The sequence below is a fragment of the Fictibacillus fluitans genome (assembly GCF_030418125.1).
In the GTDB taxonomy this organism is placed as follows: domain Bacteria; phylum Bacillota; class Bacilli; order Bacillales; family Fictibacillaceae; genus Fictibacillus_C; species Fictibacillus_C fluitans.
Map to the genome: position 1 here is coordinate 20182 of NZ_JAUHTR010000015.1, position 23398 is coordinate 43579.

Sequence of the window (23398 nt, forward strand, 5' to 3'; positions counted from 1 at the left end):
CATTCCGCTGCGCTGCTGCTTTGTTTATTTCACATTCAGTTTTTTATCGCTCATGTAGCGGTAGACCGGGATTTCGTCTCCTTTTTCAACCGGCAAAAAGTTAAAGGTAACATAACTGTCCACCGATTCGGGTTCAAGAGCCAGGGAGATAAAGTTTGCTTGGGGCTGTGCCATGCTGAAAACATAGCTTCCGGCCGGGAACGGATGAACATGTTCCTTTACCTCGGTGGTTACTTTATTGGTATAATGGCCGTTTTCAAGTTCCGTAGAAACAACTTTATCGGTCACTTTGTAGCTCTCAACAGAAAGGGAGGCCGGCTTTTTCAGCTTTTCCACTTTCACACCGAGAACAGAAAGCTTATTCGCAACATCATGATACGCTGGCGGCATGATATACGCTGTTGGGCGTTCTCTCTCAAGCGTTGGAAACGCATCAGTGGAGTCCTCCCAGATGATCGGGATGTCCGTTTTTTTCGCAGTGGCAAGGTCCACGACCTTCAGTTTCTGGTCCGGTACCCGTTTGTTTTCACTGGTAACCACTACGTTATCCTGATCGTTGGTTGTTTTCCCTTTTGCAACTACTTCCTGACGGGCATTGTTGACCAGCTTTTTCACTTTTGCGCCATTACCGGCCGTTACTTTGATGAAATATTGCTGTGCCATGGTCTGTGCATAGACACGGCGGTCAAAATCAGCACGGCCGATGTTAATTCCCCTTGTTTCAATGAGGAAGGTCATCGTATTTTTCAGGCCGAGTGCATTTCTTCCGATTCGGGTTTCTGTGCTGCCTTCCGTGGCAACGAGGTCACTGCCTTCGGTCGCCAGCGTATAGTACGGATGATGGGATAAATTTTTTTCATCGAGTCCTTTATTCACATTCTTCAGGAGAAGATTGTCAGATGCTTTTCTCAGGCTCTGCGGAATATTCAAGTTCTTTGCAGATGAAATCAGCAGGTCGAATGAAGGAAGTGATCCGCTTTCGCCAAACTTTTTAAGCGGGCTGGAATTCACCGTATATTCGTGTGTATCAAGCACAACGTCCGGCTGATATTCATTGATTGCCTTATGTATGGCCTGAACTTCCGGATATTCCACTTTCATGTAGTCCCGGTTGGCATCCAGATTGGTGGCGATATACCGTTTGAAGTAGTAGGAACCATCCGGGTTGACGCGCGGCATGATCGCAATATTTACTTTATCAAGAACATTTCCCATTTTGCCCTGTGCGAGCTTTTGAGCAGTGACAAGCACGGACTCACCGGCGGCTGGTTCGTTGCCGTGAATTTGCCCCTGAATCCAGATCAGCGGCTTCTTTTTGTTCGTTTTTATTGTGTCGGGATTGTCGTTGCTGAAGAGAAGCAATGGAAGCTTTCGTCCTTCAAGGGAACTGCCGATGGTGGTTAAGGAGACATTCTTGTACTTACGGTCCAGTTTTTTGATGAACGACATCATTTCTTCCTGGGAAGTGAAAGGCAGCCTTCCTTTTTCAAAGGCAGGAGTAGAAAAACTTTCGCTGGGCTTTGGGAACAGGTACGAAATGTTATCTGGCTGAATATAACTTGGCCCGTTGCCATAGTAGGGAGTGAACGGATCCGAAGCTTCAGCAGCGGCCGCCTTTTCGGTGTGAGATGCAGGGGCTGAGATGCCGGCTGCAAGGGCAAGAGCCAGTACGAAAGAAGTGGAACGCAGGACTTTTTTCATAAAAAAACCTCCTGTTAAGTTGTTTGATTATTCAATCTATAACATAGTTTTTGTGGTTGTTAAACCGAATACACCCAATTATAAGTAAAACAGGAGTAATTTACCAAACAAAGAGTGAATTTTGAGAGAAGCTGAGTGATTTGGCCCAGGAGGGCTGACAGGTGGTATGGACCTTGTATAATGCGAACAATCAGACATCTATGGTTATTCTTTCCCTAACATGGTATAATCCTCAGAAAAGTTTCCGTAAATGAAACATTAAAAGAGGAGTTTTGGCAATGAAAGTGGCATATTTGGGGCCTCATGGCACATTTTCCGAGGAAGCAGCGCATCGTTATTTTAAAGACCAGAATGTGGAATGGCATATGTGTGATTCGGTGCCTGAAGTGCTGGAGGCAGTTGGGGACGGACTGGCAGATTGGGGCATTGCACCCATTGAAAATGCAATAGAAGGAACTATCAACATGACTGTGGACAGCTTGCTGGTAAATGATTTATATATCAGGGGCGAAGTCATTCTTCCCGTTTCTCTTCATTTACTTGGCACGGAAGGTACACAGGAGGAGGATATACAGGAGGTTTGGTCGATTCCACCGGCTCTTGCGCAATGCAGGGAATACATACGAAGTCTGAAGGTAAAAACACGGCACTTTGACAGCACGGCTTCTGCAGCAGCAGCGATTCGCGAAGCTGGGCGGAGTGATGTGGCTGCAGTGGCATCCGCATATGCAGGGGATTTGTTCGGTTTGGTGAAAGTGCGCCAAAATATTGAAGAAAGCTATGAAAATCAGACGCGTTTTGTAGTCGTGACCAAGGACAAGAAAGCGCCGTCTGATGCTAAGAAAACGATGCTCCAGGTAATTCCGAGCGATGAATATACGGGGGTGCTGTCTTCTATACTGAATGTCTTCTCGGCATTGAATGTCAATCTGACCTGGATTGAATCACGGCCTACCAAAAAGAAGCTTGGGGCCTATCAATTCTTCTTGGAGGCGGGATTTGGAATTCAGGATCCATTGATCGAAAAAGCGGTTGCTGTTTTGCAAACCTATGGACACGAAGTCAATATTCTGGGCAGCTTCACTGCCACAAAGCTGGATTAGGGGGATTGCATGAACGTTCATATTGTCAATGGTGACACGGTTGGAAATAAGTTGACTGATCTTGAGGGTGACATCATCATCTGGCGGGAAATGTATGACTTGGGTCCTGTTGACCCGGATATGAATGATAGATTGCTAAAGAAAAGAGCAGGATTTTTTGAAAAGAAGCTGGGCCTACCAGCTGAATTGTTTCTTAACACGTGCCGGCTGCAGGAACAGGAGCTTCGTTCCATTCCTGCCGACGCGGACATTACGCTTTGGTTTGAGCATGACCGCTATGACCAGACCATGCTTCTCTATTTGCTGAAAACCTTGAAAGAGCTTGGATTAACCAGTCTATATATGGTGACGGCGGACGCCTATCCAGGCATCGAGCCATTTTTCGGATTGGGACAGCTGACTGCATCCCAGCTTGCGGCACTGCATAAAGACCGCGTCATCATTTCCGAAACACAGCTTCATGAGGCTGAGCTTGGCTGGAATGCTTATGCGTCTGATGACCCGAGGGATTTGAGGCACTGGCTGCTGCATGGGGAATGCAGTCTCCCTTATACAAAACGTGCGCTCCGGAGGCATCTCTCTTATTTTCCGTCAGAGAGTAATGGGTTGAACGAGGTGGAGGAGCACATTTTTCAGTTGATGCATGAGGGAATCAGCTCCTTTACTGAACTCTATCAACAGGTAAGAGCACAACGACCGGACGACGGGCTGAGCGATTTGCATTTTGCAGCCATCCTCGATCACCTGAAGCCGCTGCTCAAACTCACGGAGGGCGAACTGCCTCGATATGACGCTGAACCAGAGGAAGCTGTTTTGGAACTGACCTATGACGGCATTGAAGTGTTAATGGAACGTGAAGACCGCTTTGACTATGCCGCAGGTGAATGGTGGCTCGGCGGTGCAGCCGTGCAGTATGGAGAATGGCGCTGGAACGGGGGAAAAATAATCAATAAACGTACGTGAGAAAAGCCAGGATGAGAGTTCTGGCTTTTTTGCGTTTCAATCCATATTTGCAGTGTCAAAAGGTACGCTTTTTGATCATAAATAATTCCTTCTTTGGTAACTGTGTGAATGTTTTACAACTCTGTAAAATGGAATTAACAGAAGTCTTTTATGATAAAACTATATTCATCGTACATGATGCTGCTATTTCAGAGGGAATTCGAACTTCAGTCAGTATGTCCAATGGATAGATTAAGGTGCGGGAGGGTTCCATATGAAAGGTAAACCGGTTAAACATGTAAAACTGGTCTTTCTTTTTTCACTTGTTTTAACGATGATCATTGGCAGTCTGGCTTTTGTTCCAACACTGAAAGCTGCAGGGGATGGCTCGGCATCATCGCCGTATACGGTGTCACAGGCAATGGCCAACCAAAGCAACACACTAAAAACGGTGCAGGGGTATGTGACAGGACAGCCCACGGCGGCATCAACAGTGGTAACCAGTAATTATCCGAGTGATTATGCCATTGCCCTGGCAGATGCGGCCGGGGAAACAGCAACATCCAAAATGATTTATGTTCAGGTGCCATCCTCTTATCGCAGCCAATTTGGCCTGCAGAGCAATCCCGGCCTGAAGGGCACAAAGGTAACGGTAACCGGCTATTTAACCTCCTACTTTACACATCCTGGTGTGAAAAATGTTACTTCGATGGAAACGGGAAGCGGAGGAACGCCGTCTGATCCGCCGCCAGCAGATGCGGGGTCCTATTATGACAGTGCACAGGGAAAAACAGGGGCGGCCTTAAAGAGTGCGCTTCACGGCATTATCGATGACCATACAGAAGTTTCGTATGATGCGGTCTGGGATGCGCTCCGCCATACGGATGAAGATCCGAACAACAAAAACAATGTCAATCTTTTGTATACCGGACGTTCGCAAAGCAAAACGACCAATGGAGGCGGAGTGGACGACTGGAACCGGGAGCATGTCTGGGCGAAATCCCATGGTGACTTTGGGACTGCGATGGGCCCTGGCACCGACCTTCATCACCTTCGCCCAACCGATGTATCGGTAAACAGCTCAAGAGGAAATCTTGATTTTGACAACGGCGGAACGGAAAATTCCGAAGCCAAAGGGAACTATTCGGACAGCGATTCGTGGGAACCGAGAAATGCCGTTAAAGGTGATGTCGCACGGATGATTTTCTACATGGCGGTCCGCTATGAAGGCGACTCCGGTGAACCGGATCTTGAAATGAATAACAGTGTCAGCAATGGAACAGCTCCCTATATTGGCAAAATGTCTGTTCTGCTGCAATGGAACCAGCAGGATCCGGTGGACAGTTTTGAACGCCACCGCAACGAAGTTATTTATAATGATTATCAGAATAACCGCAATCCGTTCATCGATCATCCCGAATATGCGGCTGCCATCTGGCAGTAAGGAGCAGGCTCACCCGTGTGAGCCTTTTTTTATTTAGGCCAAAGGTAACGTTTTGACAAAAAGAATGGTAACAAGTTCCTGTTTTATCCATTTTTGATTAACGGCTGCTAATTAGCTCCTTCTTTTACGTTATGATGAAGATACAACAAAGTCAGTCATTTTTTATAAAAAAGGAGGAGATTGATAGGTGAAAAAGTCGCTTTCGGTTACATTGTGTTCTGCTTTGCTCCTGCCCCTTATGATGGGGGCCAACGTTCAAAAAACGGTACATAACACAGCAGCGGATGTGCAGCATCCAGTTGTGAAAAACGGAATGACACAGCCAGTCTATTCGCTGGATGATGCCATCACGGAGAAGGTTTTCATAGAAACAAAGATTGATAGCGACAGGGATGGAAAGCCGGACCGTGTGCATGCGGATATCATTCGTCCAAAAGAAACGGAAGAAGGGCTGAAAGTACCGGTCATTTATGAAATGAGCCCATATCGCGCAGGCTTGAAGGACGTGCCGGTCTATGATGTTAACACAGAATTGTATGCGGTTCTAAAAAAGGGCGGGAACGGCCACCGGGAAGGAAAACCGGCACCGGAAGCGAGTGCAGCGAATCTGCCGGGCTATTATGATGATTATTTCGTTCCGAGAGGATATGGGGTGGTGCTGGCAGAAAGCATCGGCACAGGATTATCGGAAGGATGTCCGACAACAGGCGATGAGCGGGAAATTGAAGGAACAAAGGCAGTCATTGACTGGCTGAACGGGAGAGCCAGGGCGTATACGGAGGATGGGAAAGAAGTGAACGCCGACTGGTCAACGGGTAATGTCGGGATGACCGGTGTTTCGTACAACGGCACCCTTCCCAATGCAGTCGCCGGCACTGGGGTTGAAGGGCTGAAAACGATTGTTCCAATCGCGGCTATCAGCTCATGGTATGACTACTACAGAGGAAACGGTGCAGTTATCGCTCCAGGCGGCTATCCGGGGGAAGACACAGATAATATGGCAGAAGCCATTTTAACCCGTGATAATCCGGAGGTTTGCCGTGATGTGATCAAAGAGCTGACAGAGGGACAGGACCGTCAAACAGGAGACTACAATGATTACTGGTCTCACCGTGATTATGTGAAGGATGCGGACAAGGTAAAAGCGAGCGTTTTTGTTGTGCACGGGCTGAATGACTGGAATGTAAAGACCAAACAGTTCGCCCAGTGGTGGGAAGCGCTTGGAGAAAATAATGTTCCCCGCAAGCTTTGGCTTCATCAGGGAGCGCATGCCAATCCGTACAGCTTCAGGCGTGACGTATGGCTGCCTACGCTGAATAAATGGTTCGATTACTGGCTGTATGATGTGAAAAATGACATTATGGACGAACCTGCAGTGGATATTCAGCGGGAAGACAAGCAATGGAAAACAGAAGACGTCTGGCCGGCCGCCAAAACAAAGCCGGTTGCGCTGCATCTCCGCCCTGGAGCGCTGTCCAAGCTGCCGGTTAACAATGGATCCAAGGTGCATCAGACCATCCTTGATGATGCAACAAAAAAGGCAGAGGATCTTGTATTGAACCCGAAAGCAAATTCGGCGAACCGATTGGCATATTTGACACCGGAGCTGGGCAAAGATGTCAGAATCAGCGGTACACCGAAAGTGAAAGTCGCAGCAAGCATTGACCGTCCGGTGGCTAATTTGACTGCCTTGCTGGTTGATTACGGACCAGAGAAAACAGAAATTGTGACGCGTGGATGGATGGATCCGCAAAACTTGAAATCCGATTCCCGTTCCAAAGCATTAAAGCCCGGCAAGCAGTATACGTTTGCATGGGAAATGCAGCCGGATGATTATGTGATCCAAAAGGGGCATAAACTGGGAGTAGTGCTCGTTTCGAGCGATTATAATTACACCCTGAGACCGGTGGCAGGCACAGTGATTACAGTGGATCCGCTAAAAAGCGAGCTGATCCTTCCGGTAACCGGGGGAAGCAAAGCACTGCAATAAAGAGAAGGAAAGTAAAAAGGAGCTGTCCTGAAAGTCAAAAATTGACCTTCAGTCAGCTTCTTTTTCGTAAAAAGCTTCTATGAAAAGTTGATTGTAGTGGAAGGTGCGAGACTCCTGGGGGACTAGCGTGACAGGTGAGACTCCCGCAGACGCTTGCGTCAAGAGGCTCACCGCACGCCCCGCGGAAAGCGAGCGGCCTGGAACGAAAATCAACGGCTTCCAGACTTCTTGGCCAGCCCCTTTTCCATTCTTAAAATACTTTAGTTGTCCAGTCTTCACAGTTCCAAACTTCGGTTACAACGTCACGGTAAAATTCCGGTTCGTGGGAGATGAGAAGAATGCTTCCTTTATACGCTTTTAAGGCACGTTTCAGTTCATCCTTCGCATCCACATCCAGATGGTTGGTCGGCTCATCAAGAATGAGAAGATTGGTTTCGTTGTTAATCAGCTTGCAAAGGCGCACCTTGGCTTTTTCGCCGCCGCTCAGCACCTGCACCTTGCTTTCAATGTGTTTGGTGGTGAGACCGCACTTTGCGAGAGCTGAACGAACTTCATGCATATTGAAGGAAGGGAACTCATCCCATACTTCTTCAATACATGTATTGTTGTTGCTGCTTTTGATTTCCTGTTCGAAATACCCGATATGGAGAAACTCGCCTTGTTCAACGGTACCTGATATCGGTTTAATTTCGCCGAGGATGCTTCTTAGTAAGGTGGTCTTACCGATTCCGTTTGCCCCGACAAGCGCAATCTTTTGCCCACGCTCCATGCGCAGGTCAAGCGGGCGGGAAAGCGGTTCGTCATACCCGATGACAAGGTTTTTCGTTTCGAAGATCAGCTTTCCTGAAGTTCGTGCTTCTTTAAAGTTAAACTCAGGTTTCGGCTTTTCCTTGGCTAATTCGATGACATCCATCTTATCCAGCTTTTTTTGGCGGGACATCGCCATGTTTCGGGTCGAAACACGGGCTTTGTTTCGCGCAACAAAGTCTTTTAGCTGAGATATTTCCTGCTGCTGGCGTTTGTATGCCGCTTCAAGCTGCTGCTTCTTCGCTGCATGGATATTCTGGAAGTTGTCGTAATCTCCGACATACCGGTTAAGACCCTGGTTTTCCATATGGTAAATTAAATTTATGACGCTGTTTAAAAACGGAATATCATGCGAAATCAGGATAAACGCGTTGTCATACTCCAGCAGATACCGTTTCAGCCATTCGATATGCTGCTCATCGAGGTAGTTGGTCGGCTCATCCAGAAGAAGAATTTCAGGTTTTTCAAGCAATAGCTTGGCAAGGAGTACTTTCGTACGCTGCCCTCCGGACAGGTCATGTACATCGCGATCAAGACCAATGTCATCCAAGCCGAGTCCCCGGGCGATTTCTTCCACTTTTGCGTCAATGACGTAAAAATCGTTATTGGTCAGTGCATCCTGAAGGACACCCACATCCTCAAGAAGTTTTTCGAGCTCTTCAGGAGTTGCTTCTCCCATTTTTTCATACATGCCGTTCATTTCCGCTTCGACATCAAACAGATACTGGAACGCGCTCTTGAGAACATCGCGCATGCTCATTCCCTGCTCGAGTACGGTATGCTGGTCAAGGTAGCCCACGCGGACTTTCCTGGCCCATTCCACCTTGCCTTCATCGGGCTGAAGCTTGCCGGTAATGATATTCATGAAGGTTGATTTACCTTCACCGTTTGCTCCGATCAAGCCGACATGCTCTCCTTTTAAAAGACGAAAGGAGACGTCATTAAAAATGGCACGGTCACCAAAACCGTGGCTTAAGTTTTTTACTGTTAATACACTCATCTATATACACCTTTTCTTGTTTGTTAAGATCACCATTTGATTATAGTATGTTTGGCAGGGAGAACTCAATGTTTCCGGGATATTTTTCAAATAATGTTTGATAGGGAGGAAGGTTGGGAAACTTTTACTGTACCAAGAAAAAGGAGGATTGCCAACATGAATGACTACAGTGTAGTACCTGACAGGGGAGTCAACGGATGGATTGTAAAACTTCAGGATGTGGCACCTACAGAAACATACACAAGCAGGGCAGAAGCCATTGAGGAAGCGGAGCGGCTGGCAAAGGAGAATACGCCAAGCAGAGTTCTTGTATATGATTCAAAGCTTGAAATTGAGGAAGAAAAAAAATTCTAAGAGAAAGGGGCTGTCCAGAAAGTCAAAAATTGACCTTCAGGAAGCCTCTTTTTGTGTAAAAAGCTTCCACGAAAATCAACGGCTTCCAGGCTTCTTGGACAGCTCCTTTTCCACATAAAAAAAGGAGCCTTGGGACCAAGACTCCTTCAATCTTAATTCTTCTTCAACATACGTGGTTTCTTGCCTTTCATTCGTCTTGCAGTGTTACATTCTTACATTCGTACTACAAACTTGCATTTGTTCTTAAAACTTACCTTCTTGCATTTCGTTCATATTTCCACCATTAGGTCCATCTTTCGGTTCTTCGCAAGGTTCGGAACCTAATCGCTCCGCTCCATGACAAATCACTCCAATTTGGATCTGAATAGCGTTTATTCCATTTTCATTAAAAGTTGCACAGGTCTTACATCCGTACAATGCTTTTACTTAAACTTTCTAAATTACCTTACGGACTTTCATGTTTCCTAAATCGCTCTTACACACTTACACGTAATACTAGGTCCATCTCTTGGATCATTGCATGTCTCGGAACTGTAAACGTTCTTACCCATTGCAAACCCTCCAGTATATGACTTAGTAAAGAGTAAAGCATCTTTCATAGAGCTGACTTTTTGAATCATAAATCGGTGTGGCTAAATTTCTTCTTGCTACTTACTACTTACTTTTTTGTTACCTTAATACTGAACTTCCCAATGCCTTTGTTGCTGAATTTCCTTCTTACTGTGTTGATGTAGTACTGAATTGCCTTTTACTGTCTTGCTGTATGGCTTGTGTTGCATTCACTATTTCGGTCCATCTCTTGGCTCATTGGATGTTTCGGAACGATTGTTCTTACTCATCACAATTCCCTCCATATGGTTGATATAGTGTTGCATAGTTTGTTTTCCCGATCATCCAGATTTAAAACACTTTTTTTAAATAAATTTTAAAAAAACTTTAGAGTGGATTAACAGCCGTTACAATGACTGCATCCACAGGCTTTAAGTCCAAAATGGTCTCATTGATTTGTCCGAATTCGGCTTCTTTTAAATACAATGAAATAACCTTGCTTATTTCCTGTGTTGTTTCATCATCTGCGCCTTTTTCATGAGGCTGAAGGGTGATGGCAATGCGCGCTCCCGGTTTCATTAACTGCTTGATCGTTTTAAGGTAAGCAATGGGATCCTTCCATATGAGGATCGAGTTGACGGAATACACACCGTCAAACTGCATGGACTTCTCCGCAGAAGAAATAGGGCCGTGGTATAGTTCCACACGACCATCATTAATATATTCCTCATTTCGTGAGGCTGCTTGTTTTTTCATTTCTTCAGAGACATCAAAGCCAACGATATGGCAGGAAGGGTAGGTACTGCATACATATTCAATGCCTACGCCGGGGCCGAAACCCACTTCAAGCAGATTGTCGTTGTCTTTAGGATTTAGAGCGGAGATGGTTTTTTCATTTAATTCTTTATTTTCATTGGACATGATCTTGCCGGCAATCTTGCCCAGCAATCCCTCCGGCTTTTCAAATTGCTCTGAAACTTTTTTACGAATGCTCATGCGGCACACTCCTGTTTTTATGGATTCACTAATCAATGTACCCAAAAGGGAGCCATCCAAAAAGTCAGGAGAAGGTAAGAACACAAAAAGGACCGGATGAGATTCCATCCGGCCGGAGATTCCTATTGAGCTGTATATCCGCCATCAACAAGCAGATTAGCTCCGGTAATAAAGCTTGCGTCATCAGAAGCCAAAAAAGCAACGGCTTTGGCCACTTCTTCGGGTTTGCCCAGCCTGCCGACAGGATGCAGGGAAATCAGGTGATTTCTCATATCATCATCAAGCTGCTGAAGAAGAGGGGTATCAATGTAACCCGGACAAACGGCATTTACCCTGATATTTTCCTTGGCATATTCAACCGCCAGAGTACGGGTCAGGTTAACTACGCCGCCTTTGGCTGCGGTATAGGCTGCGGTAGCTCCCTGACCGACATGACCGAGGATGGAAGCACAGTTGACCACACTTCCGCCTCCACTTTTTCTCATGGCGGCAATGGCGTGCTTGGCACAGAGAAAAACACCGTCAAGGTTAATGGAAATCACTTTTCTCCATTCTTCAATTGAAAGGTCAACTGAAGGAGACATGCCGCCAATCCCGGCATTGCTGAACAGGATGTCGAGCTTTCCAAACTCTGTAACGGCTTTCTCCACCATGTTCTGAATGTCGTCTTCATTGGTGACATCAACATGCTGGTAGATGACTTTCGTTTCATCTGAATGGAGCTCGGCGGCAAGCCGTTTGCCGCGTTCGTCGTTAACGTCAGCGATCAGTACATGTGCACCGCTGGCTGCCATTTCCCGTACAGCAGATTCTCCGATTCCACTGGATCCTCCTGTAATAATGGCTGCTTTTCCTTTTAATCTCATGAGTATGACCTCCCTGTTTTAGTCACTTTCACTATACCCTTAACAGCGGTAAAACAATGTGAATAAAGTTACAGGTTATTGGTAACATTTTTATTTTTTTTGAAAAAGTAGTAGGAAGAAGCAATGGAAATAAGTGAAGATATGATTATGACAGGGAAAATCAGATAGCTTCTCCAGCCGGAAGGGGCCAGCAGCGAAAGAAGGATAATAATCCCTGTTGCAAAAAAGAGCTTGGCGCTGAACCGGTGAGTCTTCTTCCATACCTCTTCATCGGAAAGGGTCCATGGAGTTTTAATGCCAATGAACCAATTCGGCTTGACCTGCTGCATATAGTTTCCAAGAATAATAAACAGAAGACCAAGTATGACCGGCATTACGATTTTAATGGAAACGGAATACCCAAGTCCTGAAACAATGATCATGAGATTAATGACAAAGAACAGGGCCATCAGGCAATAAATAATAATGAGATAGCTGCGGGAAAATTTTTGGTAGTTGTCTCGCTTTGGGTCGATCTTCGGTAAAAAGTAAAGAGACAGATAAACAAAAATCAAGAGTGCGAGGCTCATAGCCATGGCTGAGAACTTGGAGGCATATCCATCAGCCTCGCCGTTCAGTCCCCAATGAATAGGCAATTGGGAAGGGAGCTGTGAATAGAATATGAGCCAAACAGCTGCTGCAGCAAGAATGATGAAAATGGGAAAGGCGTGTTTTTTCATTTTTCATTCTCTCCTTTATGGATAGGATTGCTTTGCATGACACCAAAAAACCAATTCATCACGTCCTGGAACACAGTGGTGTTGATGGAATAGATAATATATTGTCCTCGCTTTTCATCCTGGATCAGCTCGGTTTTCTTGAGCGTGTTCAAATGGTGGGAGATTGTCGGCTTTGTCATTTGAAAATGATCAGCGATTTCACCTGCCGTCATATCCCTGTTTTTAAGAAGGTCCAGGATCCGGCGCCGGGTGGGATCGGCTAACGCCTTAAACACCTCGTTCACATCAACTCTCCTTTCTGGAAGAAAAAGTATTTAGATGTTCATCTAAATAGTATATAAATAAAAAGAAATTGTAAATAGGCAGAGATACAAATGGCAAAAAAAAAGACAGCGGTATGCTGTCACAGGTTTTTTTAGTGTTCCTGATGCTGCGTTTTCTTTGCGGCGTGTAAAATCTCATCCAGCGGGAACACACGTCCGAGCTTATCTTTATGAACGATATGCTTTCGTTCGAACTTGGTGGGGGAGTCAATCCCCGCAGCTGCAGCAAGGTTAAATAAACCTTCCCTCAGCGAAACCAGATAGTTGCAGACCCGGTATTGTTTTTCCTCAACAATGAGCCCGTCCTGCAGCTTTTTGTTGGTGGTTGCCACCCCGACAGGGCAGTTATTCGTATGGCAAACCTGTGCCATAATGCAGCCCACGCTGATCATGAACCCGCGGGCGAGGTTGACCAAATCTGCGCCCATGGCGAGCGCAATGGCGATTTTGTCCGGAGTGATCAACCTTCCAGATGCAATGAGCTTGACCCTGTTCCGTATGCCGTATTCTTTGAGCATTTCATCGACAATAGGGAGGGCGGACTGGATCGGCAGTCCGACAGTATCGGCCAATTCCTGAAAGGTCGCTCCGGTTCCGCCCTCACCGCCATCAATCGTAATAAAATCAGGGCATTCACCGCTTTCTTTCATATAGGCCACCAATTCTTCCAGTGCGTCCAGGTCTCCAACTACAATTTTAATGCCGATGGGTTTTCCTGACACATTCCTCAATTCTTCAACAAAGTGAAGCAGGGTGGCTGGAGAATCAAACTCTTTGAACCGGTTGGGGCTGTTGATTGTTTTACCGGGTTCAACCAGCCGTATTTTTGCGATTTCTTCTGTAACTTTTTCACCCTCCACATGTCCGCCGCGAGTTTTTGCCCCCTGTGCAAGCTTGAGTTCAAACGCTTTAATCTGTTCCATTTCGCTTTTTTGCTTAAACGCTTCCCATGAAAATTCTCCGTCCAGGTTTCTTACTCCAAACAGCCCCGGACCGATTTGGAAGATAATGTCCGTCTTGCCTGCAAGATGATGCTCGGAAAGTCCGCCTTCACCTGTGTTCATCCACGTACCACCGGCCATCGCCAGGCCTTTGGATAGAGCGGAAATCGCGTTTTCGCCGAGAGCGCCATAGCTCATGCCTGATTGGCCGATTAGTCCTTTAAGCTTAAAAGGGTGCCGGCATGTGTGTTCTCCCAGAATCACAGCGTTCTCGTCTGTAAGATAAACCGGATTAATCAGCTTTTCCTCGCTGCGCTCTTTTCGGGAAAATAAGTTATCGCCTTCCTCTACATAAATCCTCGTTCTGATCTTGGGCTCATTATCCACCTTCAGCTCTGTTCTCAATTTTGGGAACAAGGTATTGCGGATAAAATATCCCTCTTCACCAAAATCCCTTTGAGAACCAAAGCCCACCAGCCTGTCTTTATACTTCCCGGACTTCACCACATCCTGAAATTCTTTGCGTGAAAACGGCTTTCCTTCATTGTCGTTGTTATATAAATACTGCCTTAGCTCGGGTCCTATTTTTTCAGTGAAATACCTGACTTTCCCGAGGACCGGGAAGTTTCTGAGGATGGAATGCTGCTTTTGGCGGTCGTCTTTTATGTACAAGTAAATGAAGAAGACAATGGGAACCAAAAGCAAGATACCAATTATGATAAGTAAAGCGATTACAAGATCGAATAGAACGTTCATCACAATCCTCCTTACAAATTTTGTGGACAAAGCACTTATCATTCCTTTTCCACGAATGGCAAAAATAGAAACCAGGGGGAAATCGGGTATACTGGTAAGAAATTGATGGATAAAGGGAGAGGCAAATGGAGTTTTTTGATCACTACCTAAGGGCTTTGCTGTCCTTGCCCGTAAGGGAGCGGTACAGCAGGGAGGACTTGCTGACTTCCGCGTTTCTGATGGAAAAACACGGTCAGCTTGAAATGTTTTATTCTCCGCATAATGAAGCGGTAAATGAGAAGGGGAAAATCGTAATTGTTGGCATAACCCCGGGTTGGGTGCAGATGGAGCTCGCCTTCCGGACGGCGAGAAGGCTATTGGAAGAAGGGGAGGGTACGGCGGAAATTTTAACAGCAGCCAAAAAGGCGGCGCAGTTTTCAGGAAGCATGAGAACGTATCTGATTCAGATGCTGGATGAGATGGAACTGCCCTCGTTTTTTGAACTTCCGGATGCATCTGCTCTGTTTGGTGAAGAGCGGCAGCTGCTGCACACGGTTTCGCTCCTTAAATATCCGGTGTTTTCAAACGGGAAAAACTACACAGGACACCAGCCGCCCATCAAAAATAATTCGTTTTTAATGAACTATGCAAGGGATACCTTAGAAACGGATATCCTGACCCTTGACCGACCCTTGATTGTTCCGCTCGGAAAAGCCGTGGAAGACGTTCTGCACATTTTTATCGATGAAGGAAAGATCGATGAATCGCAGTGCCTGCTTGGCTTTCCCCACCCTTCAGGTGCGAATGGCCACCGGCACAGACAGCTGCGGGAAAGAAAGGGAGCGCTCCGGGAAAAACTGCAAACTTTTTTTACAACATAAAAACCGCCGGCAGATGGCCGGCGGCTGATTTTTATTCTTCTTCTTTTCGGTTCTTGAAGGCTTCATTGGTTACGATATACGGATCCACTTCGGCTTTTTCCTTCCCTTGATCAGCAATCATGCTTTCTTCAGGAAAGTTGCCTGGATGACCTTTTTTCTTATGTTCGAATTCTTTTCCGCGAGACATTGTACAGTATCCTCTCTATGGTTAAATAATCGTTTCATAAAGATTATGTGCCAATGAACGATATTTTAAACCATTCCCACAAGTTCAACAGAAACATCGTTGAACATCCCGTTTCCGGTATAGTTGCCGTCAAGGTCAAATTGCCAGTCATGCGGGCCGGCTTCAATATGTATGACGCCAGGCATAATATCCATCACGATAGTGGTGATTAAGGAAACCGAAATTTGCTCTTTAATAAAATCATCTGCTACTTTATAGGCAATTTTCATCAAATGCTGATCTATGATATTCAAGTCTTTCTCCTCAAAGGCCATCACAACATTCATTACCGTGTATTCATATACGTTCATTCAGCTCATCCCCTTAATCTTATTTACAACCAGTATTGCCTTAATCTATGAATCTATTCATCTCTTTTTAAAAAAACAGAAAGAACTGGAAGGTTAAAGGAGAACATTTAATTGAACACAATAAGCTTGGCAGAAGGAGGCTAGCATGAACAAAAACAGCATATATCAAGAAAATCTGCTGGAAGGTGATTATTTTCCAAAAGTAGTTGCTTATTACTTTAAAGAATGGAACGAGTTTCGTATGCCGCCTCACCGGCATGATCAAGTAGAGATTATGTATGTGATCCACGGAAAGTGTATGGTCGATGTAGAAGGTGAGAGAATTTTACTGAAAAAAAATGATTTCATTTTATTGGATGCAAATATCGCTCATGCACTAACCGTGGAAAAACATCACCCATGCCGGATGCTGAATATTGAATTTCGTTTTATGAAAAAAGAAGGTCCTTCCCCTTCCTTCAAGGTATTGGCCGCTCAGGATAAGGCATTTTCACAGATGCTGAACAATTGTTGGCCCTATCTCGTTTTAAAGGACCAGGAGGACACCTATCATATTCTTAAAAGTTTGGTTCAAGAGCTTAACAAGAAGAATTCACAGAATGAAATAATGACTCATCTCCTGATTTCCCAGCTTCTTATTCAAATCGCACGAATGGCGGAAGATTCCATAGTAAACCCACCGAGGCAGCAAACCAATCAATATGTACAACAAACCATTGCTTTCATTCGTGAAAACTATGATCGCGATCTTGAAATCAAAGAACTGGCTGATAGGGTTAACCTTCACCCGGGGTATCTTCACCGCATTTTTAAGCGCTTTACTGGAGCAACGGTTATAGAGTATGTAACTTCCCTCCGAATGGAAAAAGCGAAAATGCTCTTGGCAGAGACCGAAATTCCGGTAATCGATATTTGTGATTATATTGGAATGAACAGCCGGCAATATTTTAGTGCTTTATTTAAAAAATATACGGGGCAGGCACCAGTGGAGTTTAGAAAGGCAAGGCTCAGAGAACAAGAGATTTGTTCCTGGTGAGAATATTATACATGCCATCCTTAGAATGGTTACGATTTTAATAACCTTCCTCTGCAAAACTCGATACACTTTTTGTAACAACTTCTAGGGGAGGATAAATAAATGGCATTTAAAGTCGCATTTATAGGCGCGGGAAGCATCGGGTTTACCCGGGGGCTGCTGAGAGATTTGCTGTCTGTACCAGAGTTTAAGGATATTGAAGTGGCATTCACTGATATCAATGAACAAAATTTACAGATGGTCACCGAACTGTGTCAGCGGGATATGGTTCAGAATGGATTCAATATACGTATTCATTCTACATTGGACAGAAGAGAGGCATTTCGGAATGCAAAGTATATTTTTTCAGTCGTCAGGGTTGGAGGGCTTGAAGCATTCCGCCACGATATCGATATCCCCCTGAAATATGGGATTGATCAGTGCGTAGGGGATACGTTGTGTGCTGGCGGAATCATGTATGGTCAGCGGGGCATTCATGAAATGCTGAGTATTTGCAAAGATATTCGGGAAACAGCTGATCCGGACTGCCTGCTGTTAAACTATGCCAACCCGATGGCCATGATCACCTGGGCATGCAATAGGTATGGCGGAGTGAAAACAATCGGCCTATGCCATGGAGTTCAGCACGGACACAGTCAAATCGCACAAGTACTTGGCTTAAAGAAGGAAGAAGTGGATATCATCTGTGCTGGGATCAATCATCAGACATGGTACATTCAGGTTAAGCACAAAGGCGAAGACATGACAGGTAAATTGCTTGTGGCCTTTGAAGCACACCCGGATTTCAAACAAACGGAAAAAGTACGAATTGATATGCTTAGAAGATTCGGTTATTACAGCACCGAATCAAACGGGCACTTAAGTGAGTACTTGCCATGGTACAGAAAGCGCCAGGAAGAAATTCCAGAGTGGATTGATCTCGGAAGCTGGATCAATGGGGAGACAGGAGGCTACCTGAGGACCTGTACAGAAGGACGGAACTGGTTTGAAACCGACTTCCCTAACTGGTTAAAGGACCCGGCGATCGTTTATAAAGAGGAAAACCGAAGTGAAGAACATGGTTCTTATATCATTGAAGCTTTGGAGACAGGAAGAGTGTACCGGGGACATTTTAATGTGGTGAATCATGGCGTTATTTCCAACCTTCCGGATGATGCTGTGATTGAAGCACCAGGATATGTGGATAGAAACGGGATCAGCATTCCCAAAGTTGGAGAATTGCCACTCGGATGTGCGGCAGTTTGCAATGCGAGCATTTCTGTACAGCGCCTTGCGGTTGAAGCAGCAGTACAAGGGAACGACCAATTGCTGCGCCAGGCCATGATGATGGATCCTCTTGTTGGAGCGGTATGCAATACGAAAGAAATTTGGCAGCTGACCGATGAGATGCTTGTCGCTCAGGAACAGTGGCTCCCTCAGTATGAAAAGGCGATTTGTAAAGCAAAAGAACGCCTCAACAATGGCCCTCTTTTACCCACGAAGAATTACAAGGGAGCTGCAAGAATTCCAATAAAAACGATAGATGAAATGGCAAGTAACCGCGAGGCTGCCAATCGAAATGCCGGAGAGTCGGATAAAGCCAAAGATCGCTCCCCTGCAGGAAGATAGTATACAAACGATAAGAATACCGTGATCCTGATTAATTAATAATTGGGATTTTTTCTATGGAGTGTAATTTTTTATTTGTATTTAACCTTATACTTTAGTCATACGATCATTTGCTTGATCTTCGAGTTTTCAGCAAAAGGGGAGATGTCAATTGACGACGGCAGCAGAAGATTTTTATTGTGATGAAGTATTAAGTGGGAATACAGAAGTAGAAAAGGTGTGGGAAACGGAGCACACGCTGGCTTTTTATCATACCCGGCCGTTTTATAAAGTACATATTGTTGTTATCCCGAAGCAGCATATTCTCTCCTTTCTTGAGATTGACGAAGAAACGAAACATATAATGGAGGATGTATTTTCTGTTATTCAAAAGGTCGCAAATGGTGTAAATGAGAAGTATGGCGCTTGTACTGTATCTTCCAATGTAGGAGGATACCAAAGCAATAAACATATGCATTGGCATGTCCGTTTTGGCGACCGCATCCGGTCATAACCCCATTCAGGAAGTAAGAGCCCGTGTCCCGGGCTCTTACTTGACAGTTGGCGTTTCTTTTACCACAATGACGGGCGTGATTTTGCGCTGCACACACTCATCCAGTTCTCCATTTGGAATAAGGCCGAGAGTCAGCGCAGCTTCAATTTTTTGCTTATCAGGCTGTTTGGTAGTGATGATGCAATCCTTAAGGTTCAGTTCTTCGAGCTTTTGAACCGTTTTATCGTTATGAAAGCTTTCGGATTTGCGGATTTGCCTCTGCAGCTTGTAGGTTCCGTACCGGATTTCGCCTTTTTCACTGTGTCCAAGGACAGAATCAAAATGTGCATTGAATTTTGTTTTCAACTCGGAAAGCTCTGCGTCAATGGCTTTTGAAAGCTGATTCAGTTCATGAAAACGTGATACCATCTCTTCGGTAACTTGTCCCACTTTTGTATCCATTTATTAACCCCCTTGGTTTTACTTCATCTTTATGCGGCAGAGCAAAAAATAGTACGGTGTAGTATAATAAAAGGAGGTAATTACTCTTTTTGAAAGGGGAGCTGATGTGTGGATTTTGCCTTTATGATGGCTGAGCAGCGCATTAAGGATGCGATTCAAAAGGGAGACTTGGACGATTTGCCGGGGAAAGGGAAACCGCTTGAACTCGAGGATCTCTCCACCGTTCCCCAGGAGTTAAGGATGGGCTACAAGATCCTGAAAAATGCAGGATATGTTCCTGAAGAAGTGCAGCTGAAAAAGGAAATGATGTCAATTCACGATCTCATTGATCTTTGCCAGGACCCTGAGGAAAAAGAAAGGCTCAAAAAGAAATGGACCGAGAAGTCACTGCGGTTTAATGCATTAATGGAAAAGCGAAAAATATCCAATTCCTCCGCATTCGGAGCGTATAGGAATAAAATTCATAAAAAATTTTAACAGCTCCCACGTATATGGGGGGCTTTTGTTTTTGATTTAAGCCCTAAAAAAAGATGCCCTTAAAGTCAAGAATTGACCTTCAAGCAGGTTTTTGCATAAAAAAGCTTCCTGAAAAGTTGATTGTAGTGGAAGGTGCGATATCCTCGAAAATGAACAACACATTTTCTTCGTGCGATGAGAAGCTGCCGAAGCTTTTCTTGTCCTACGGGACTAGCGGGGCAGGTGAGACTAAGGAGGTGTTTACGCCGGTTACAGGCTCACCGCCCGCCCCGTGAAAGTAGGCGCTCGCGCCGGTAAAAGCGAGCAGCCTGGAACGAAAATCAACGGCTTCCAGACTGCCTTGAAAGCCCCATTTTTTTTACTTTTAACCCAAAAAAGCTGACCTCCATCTAAGAGGCCAGCTTTTTATACATTAGAATTTATATGTCCAGAACTGCTCTTTGTTGATGCGCTTAAGCACTTCCGGTACTTTTTCAGGGTTTTCTTCGGCCATTGCTGCGATGATCCATTCAGTCTGCGAACGATGGGCTTTAATTGCTTCAAGCTTTTGGTGTGATACGGAACTGACATCGTTAACCACATCAGGCTCACCGAGCATCTCATAGCAGTCATTGGAGAAGGCGACGGCATGAACAACGGGGCGCTGATCTTCCGGAAGCTGTTCCACTGCCCGGATGACGGCGCGTCCTGTTGCTTCATGGTCCGGATGCACACTGTAACCGGGATAGAAGGTAATGATCAACGTCGGCTTTATCTCTTCGATCACATTTCCGATCCGTGCTGCCAATGTTTTGGGGTTCTCAAATTCAACGGTTTTATCGCGCAAGCCCCACATTCTCAGGTCTTGGATGTTCAGTGTATCGGCTGCTGCCTGCAGTTCTTTTTTTCTGATTTTCGGCAGGGATTCACGAGTGGCAAAAGGTGGATTCCCCATGTTGCGGCCCATTTCACCTAAAGTCAGGCAAACATAAGTGACAGGCACTCCCTTTTTGGTATTCATGGCGATGGTGCCGGAGACCCCGAATGCTTCATCATCTGGATGGGGAAATACGACTAAAACATGTTCATGTGACATATGGTAACCTCCTATTCAAACGGATGGGGACTAAGCTGAAGTGCAACAGCCAGTTTGCCTTCTGCATCATGTCCGGCAAGCAAAAGCTGGCCGTCCTCGTTTACTTCCCAATGCGTCAGGCCTTCAGCGTAAACCCATCCCAGTTCAATTTTCAATCCAGCACGGTAAGGAGCCTTGTCTCCCGTGATAATTCCCCGCTCAAAATTCACTTTTGCATTACGTATATAAGCGCCCACTGAAAAGAACGACTGATTAAAGTGAGAAGCGTATGCTCCGTTTGTTGTTTCTAAATGTAAGTAAACATCCTGGTTCAAATAGTTATCGATTTCTTTTTGAACCGTATCTAGTGTGATCGGCTGCAAGGTTTTCCCTCCTCAATAAGCTTCATTTCAATCATTATACTTGAACTTCTGCCAAAGCGTTAAATAAACTGCCTGACAACCGGAGGGCTTTTTGCCCATAAAAAAGAGGAATTCGTTATGCTTAATTCCTCTTTTCACGCGTTTATTCAGCTTCTTCATCCTTGCGAACCACTTCAGTCGGCTCGAAGCCCGGTGGCGATGTTAATTCATATTGAGAAGTCAGTTCTTCGGCAAGTTCTGCTTCCTGGTTGTCATGCACAATTTCGTATTTCGGAGTTTGAGGAAGCGTTGCTTTGTTTTTGTCGCGTGCCGGCTGTTTATGGCTGTTGCCTCTGCCCATGGTTACCCCACCTTTTCTTAACGGATATAGTGGTTAGGGTCCCAAGCTGCGTCATTTTTATTCAGACCATAAAAAAAGAGCAGACCGGGGTCTGCTCCTGTGGGTATTATAAATTTTTGGAGTTGCGGTAGGCGCTGTGGTCCGTCGGGCCGACATACTCGTTCAAAGGGAAGGAGTGCCGGATTGCTTCTGTAATAAAGTCCTTGGCAACAGAAATGGCTTCTTTCACCGATTTTCCTTTTGCAAGCTCTGCTGCTACTGCGGAAGAATACGTACAGCCTGCACCGTGCGTGTAGGTGGTGTCAATGCGGTCAGATTCAAGAACATCGAATGTTTCTCCGTCAAATACTACATCGACTGCTTTTTCGTGTACGAGTTTGCCTCCGCCTTTTACGATGACATACCTGGCACCTGCAGATTGGATTTTTTGCGCCGCTTCCTTCATTTCATCCACTGTTGTAATCGGAGACATTCCTGCGAGATGGGCTGCCTCAAACAAGTTCGGCGTCACGACCGTAGCACGCGGCACCAGAACGTTTTGAAGGGTGTCGGCGAGCTCGGGCTGAAGCGGTTCTGCGCCCTTGCAGACCATAACAGGGTCAACGACTACGTTTTTCAATTCATACTTGTCGATTACTTCAGCTGTCGCTTTTATGACATCAACTGAAGCGAGCATTCCCGTTTTCACTGCGTCAACACCAATTCCTGCAAGTACGGTTTCTAGCTGTGCCTTGAATAGGTCAAGGGGCAGCAAAGTTACTTCGTGGAACCAGTCCCGCTTCGGATCCTGGGCCACAATAACGTTAATGGCTGTCATCCCGTATACGCCGAGCTCCTGAAAGGTTTTTAAATCTGCCTGAATGCCTGCTCCGCCGCTAGTATCGGAACCGGCAATGGTTAATGCTTTATACATACTCATTGTCCAATCTCCTTTTATGCCTTTTTGTATGATTATTATAAATGTAATTATAGCAATGATCTGATCCAAGACAAAGCCGCTGGCCTTCTTGGATGCTTTTTGCCCAATCGTTGTTTAGTTTGCCGGGAAAACGTGAAAAGTAGTAGCAGACGTTATTTCTTTGCTTCAAGCCTCCGGGTTATGTTTTACTTAATAAATAAAAATAAAACGAGGAAGGTGTTCTTATGCTGCGCAAGTTATTTGGAAAAAAAGAACAAGACACACCCACTGAAGAAGTTGTGGTTTCACCGTTAAATGGCCGAATTATTCCTCTCGAAGAAGTGCCTGACCCCGTTTTTTCTGAAAAAATGATGGGTGACGGTATTGCCGTCGTTCCGGATGACGGTGAGCTGATGTCACCGGTCGATGGCGAGGTGCTCCAAGTATTTCCGACCAAGCATGCCGTCGGAATTAAAACCAAGACCGGTCTTGAGATTCTTATTCACATCGGACTTGAAACGGTAATGATGAAAGGGGAAGGCTTTACCTCTCTTGTTAAAGAGGGAGACCGTGTGCGGGCAGGCCAGCCGTTGATTTCCTTTAACGTCGATCTCGTGAATGAAAAAGCAAAAAGCACGGTTACCCCCGTTATTATTACAAATGGCGAGAAAGCGGGCACTGTTGAAAAGCTCAGCCCGGATCATGCTGAAGCTGGAACGACCCCGATTATGCGCATCACTGACATTAAATAACCAGGAAAGAAGAGTAATCTTCTTCCTG

The 23398-nt window shown here is 45.5% G+C and carries 25 protein-coding genes; 11 read left to right on the forward strand and 14 right to left on the reverse strand.

What is annotated here, in order from left to right; all coding sequences use genetic code 11:
* Positions 1 to 24: 24 nt before the first annotated feature.
* Positions 25 to 1701, reverse strand: coding sequence for a M14 family metallopeptidase (locus tag QYB97_RS20340; RefSeq protein ID WP_301167862.1), 1677 nt, complete (start codon positions 1699 to 1701; stop codon positions 25 to 27).
* Positions 1702 to 1979: 278 nt separating this feature from the next.
* Here QYB97_RS20340 and pheA point away from each other — a divergent pair, with 278 nt between their 5' ends.
* From pheA to QYB97_RS20360, 4 genes are all read left to right on the forward strand, one after another.
* Entirely contained in the window at positions 1980 to 2804 is an 825-nt protein-coding gene (pheA, locus tag QYB97_RS20345) for a prephenate dehydratase (protein ID WP_301167863.1), read from the forward strand.
* 9 nt (positions 2805 to 2813) lie between these two features.
* Positions 2814 to 3767, forward strand: a complete 954-nt coding sequence (locus QYB97_RS20350) for a DUF1835 domain-containing protein (protein WP_301167864.1) — start codon at positions 2814 to 2816, stop codon at positions 3765 to 3767.
* A gap of 313 nt (positions 3768 to 4080) precedes the next feature.
* The gene (locus tag QYB97_RS20355) at positions 4081 to 5190 is read left to right on the forward strand and encodes an endonuclease (RefSeq protein WP_301167936.1); all 1110 of its coding nucleotides are present in this window, start codon (positions 4081 to 4083) and stop codon (positions 5188 to 5190) included.
* Between the two features lie 187 nt (positions 5191 to 5377).
* A complete protein-coding gene (locus QYB97_RS20360; RefSeq protein WP_301167865.1) occupies positions 5378 to 7180 on the forward strand; it encodes a Xaa-Pro dipeptidyl-peptidase in 1803 nt (600 codons plus the stop codon).
* 250 nt (positions 7181 to 7430) lie between these two features.
* On the opposite strand, the gene abc-f is transcribed toward QYB97_RS20360, so the two are convergent.
* Complete coding sequence (gene abc-f / locus QYB97_RS20365) at positions 7431 to 8987, reverse strand: ribosomal protection-like ABC-F family protein (protein WP_301167866.1); 1557 nt, start codon at positions 8985 to 8987, stop codon at positions 7431 to 7433.
* Between the two features lie 156 nt (positions 8988 to 9143).
* On the opposite strand from abc-f, the gene QYB97_RS20370 reads away from it, so the two are divergent.
* A complete protein-coding gene (locus QYB97_RS20370; RefSeq protein ID WP_301167867.1) occupies positions 9144 to 9341 on the forward strand; it encodes a DUF2188 domain-containing protein in 198 nt (65 codons plus the stop codon).
* 936 nt (positions 9342 to 10277) lie between these two features.
* Here the strand turns inward: QYB97_RS20370 and QYB97_RS20375 are convergent.
* From QYB97_RS20375 to QYB97_RS20395, 5 genes are all read right to left on the reverse strand, one after another.
* Complete coding sequence (locus QYB97_RS20375) at positions 10278 to 10886, reverse strand: class I SAM-dependent methyltransferase (RefSeq protein WP_301167868.1); 609 nt, start codon at positions 10884 to 10886, stop codon at positions 10278 to 10280.
* A gap of 122 nt (positions 10887 to 11008) precedes the next feature.
* On the reverse strand, positions 11009 to 11752 hold the full coding sequence (locus QYB97_RS20380) for an SDR family NAD(P)-dependent oxidoreductase (protein ID WP_301167869.1): 744 nt from the start codon (positions 11750 to 11752) through the stop codon (positions 11009 to 11011).
* Positions 11753 to 11820: 68 nt separating this feature from the next.
* On the reverse strand, positions 11821 to 12471 hold the full coding sequence (locus tag QYB97_RS20385; RefSeq protein WP_301167870.1) for an SdpI family protein: 651 nt from the start codon (positions 12469 to 12471) through the stop codon (positions 11821 to 11823).
* Positions 12468 to 12755, reverse strand: a complete 288-nt coding sequence (locus QYB97_RS20390) for an autorepressor SdpR family transcription factor (RefSeq protein ID WP_301167871.1) — start codon at positions 12753 to 12755, stop codon at positions 12468 to 12470. The genes QYB97_RS20385 and QYB97_RS20390 overlap by 4 nt, the downstream gene beginning before the upstream one ends.
* A gap of 131 nt (positions 12756 to 12886) precedes the next feature.
* Positions 12887 to 14491: an FMN-binding glutamate synthase family protein gene (locus tag QYB97_RS20395; protein WP_301167872.1), complete on the reverse strand. Its 1605-nt coding sequence runs from the start codon at positions 14489 to 14491 to the stop codon at positions 12887 to 12889.
* 125 nt (positions 14492 to 14616) lie between these two features.
* Here QYB97_RS20395 and QYB97_RS20400 point away from each other — a divergent pair, with 125 nt between their 5' ends.
* Positions 14617 to 15351 (forward strand): hypothetical protein, encoded by a 735-nt coding sequence (locus QYB97_RS20400; protein WP_301167873.1) that lies wholly within the window; start codon positions 14617 to 14619, stop codon positions 15349 to 15351.
* A 31-nt stretch (positions 15352 to 15382) separates the two neighbouring features.
* On the opposite strand, the gene QYB97_RS20405 is transcribed toward QYB97_RS20400, so the two are convergent.
* A complete protein-coding gene (locus QYB97_RS20405) occupies positions 15383 to 15538 on the reverse strand; it encodes a hypothetical protein (protein WP_301167874.1) in 156 nt (51 codons plus the stop codon).
* A gap of 65 nt (positions 15539 to 15603) precedes the next feature.
* Positions 15604 to 15888 (reverse strand): hypothetical protein, encoded by a 285-nt coding sequence (locus QYB97_RS20410; protein WP_301167875.1) that lies wholly within the window; start codon positions 15886 to 15888, stop codon positions 15604 to 15606.
* A gap of 145 nt (positions 15889 to 16033) precedes the next feature.
* Here QYB97_RS20410 and QYB97_RS20415 point away from each other — a divergent pair, with 145 nt between their 5' ends.
* The 3 genes from QYB97_RS20415 to QYB97_RS20425 all read left to right on the forward strand — a co-directional run bounded on the left by QYB97_RS20415 (position 16034) and on the right by QYB97_RS20425 (position 19025).
* Entirely contained in the window at positions 16034 to 16924 is an 891-nt protein-coding gene (locus QYB97_RS20415) for an AraC family transcriptional regulator (protein ID WP_301167876.1), read from the forward strand.
* Between the two features lie 102 nt (positions 16925 to 17026).
* Positions 17027 to 18532, forward strand: a complete 1506-nt coding sequence (gene melA, locus QYB97_RS20420; RefSeq protein ID WP_301167877.1) for an alpha-glucosidase/alpha-galactosidase — start codon at positions 17027 to 17029, stop codon at positions 18530 to 18532.
* Positions 18533 to 18683: 151 nt separating this feature from the next.
* The gene (locus tag QYB97_RS20425) at positions 18684 to 19025 is read left to right on the forward strand and encodes an HIT family protein (RefSeq protein ID WP_301167878.1); all 342 of its coding nucleotides are present in this window, start codon (positions 18684 to 18686) and stop codon (positions 19023 to 19025) included.
* Positions 19026 to 19061: 36 nt separating this feature from the next.
* Here the strand turns inward: QYB97_RS20425 and QYB97_RS20430 are convergent, their stop codons facing one another.
* Positions 19062 to 19466, reverse strand: a complete 405-nt coding sequence (locus QYB97_RS20430; RefSeq protein WP_301167879.1) for a hypothetical protein — start codon at positions 19464 to 19466, stop codon at positions 19062 to 19064.
* Positions 19467 to 19574: 108 nt separating this feature from the next.
* Between QYB97_RS20430 and QYB97_RS20435 the strand changes: the two genes are divergently transcribed.
* Positions 19575 to 19943, forward strand: coding sequence for a DnaJ family domain-containing protein (locus QYB97_RS20435; protein WP_301167880.1), 369 nt, complete (start codon positions 19575 to 19577; stop codon positions 19941 to 19943).
* A 412-nt stretch (positions 19944 to 20355) separates the two neighbouring features.
* Here QYB97_RS20435 and bshB2 read toward each other — a convergent pair whose 3' ends face one another.
* The 4 genes from bshB2 to pdxK form a co-directional block, all read right to left on the reverse strand.
* The gene (bshB2, locus tag QYB97_RS20440; RefSeq protein WP_301167881.1) at positions 20356 to 21018 is read right to left on the reverse strand and encodes a bacillithiol biosynthesis deacetylase BshB2; all 663 of its coding nucleotides are present in this window, start codon (positions 21016 to 21018) and stop codon (positions 20356 to 20358) included.
* An 11-nt stretch (positions 21019 to 21029) separates the two neighbouring features.
* Positions 21030 to 21380 carry a YojF family protein gene (locus QYB97_RS20445; protein ID WP_301167882.1) on the reverse strand — a complete coding sequence of 117 codons (351 nt, stop codon included), beginning with the start codon at positions 21378 to 21380 and terminating at the stop codon, positions 21030 to 21032.
* 142 nt (positions 21381 to 21522) lie between these two features.
* Entirely contained in the window at positions 21523 to 21720 is a 198-nt protein-coding gene (locus tag QYB97_RS20450; protein WP_301167883.1) for a YfhD family protein, read from the reverse strand.
* Positions 21721 to 21826: 106 nt separating this feature from the next.
* Positions 21827 to 22639, reverse strand: coding sequence for a pyridoxine/pyridoxal/pyridoxamine kinase (gene pdxK, locus QYB97_RS20455; protein WP_301167884.1), 813 nt, complete (start codon positions 22637 to 22639; stop codon positions 21827 to 21829).
* 224 nt (positions 22640 to 22863) lie between these two features.
* Here pdxK and QYB97_RS20460 point away from each other — a divergent pair, with 224 nt between their 5' ends.
* Entirely contained in the window at positions 22864 to 23370 is a 507-nt protein-coding gene (locus tag QYB97_RS20460) for a PTS sugar transporter subunit IIA (RefSeq protein WP_301167885.1), read from the forward strand.
* The last annotated feature ends 28 nt before the right edge of the window (positions 23371 to 23398 follow it).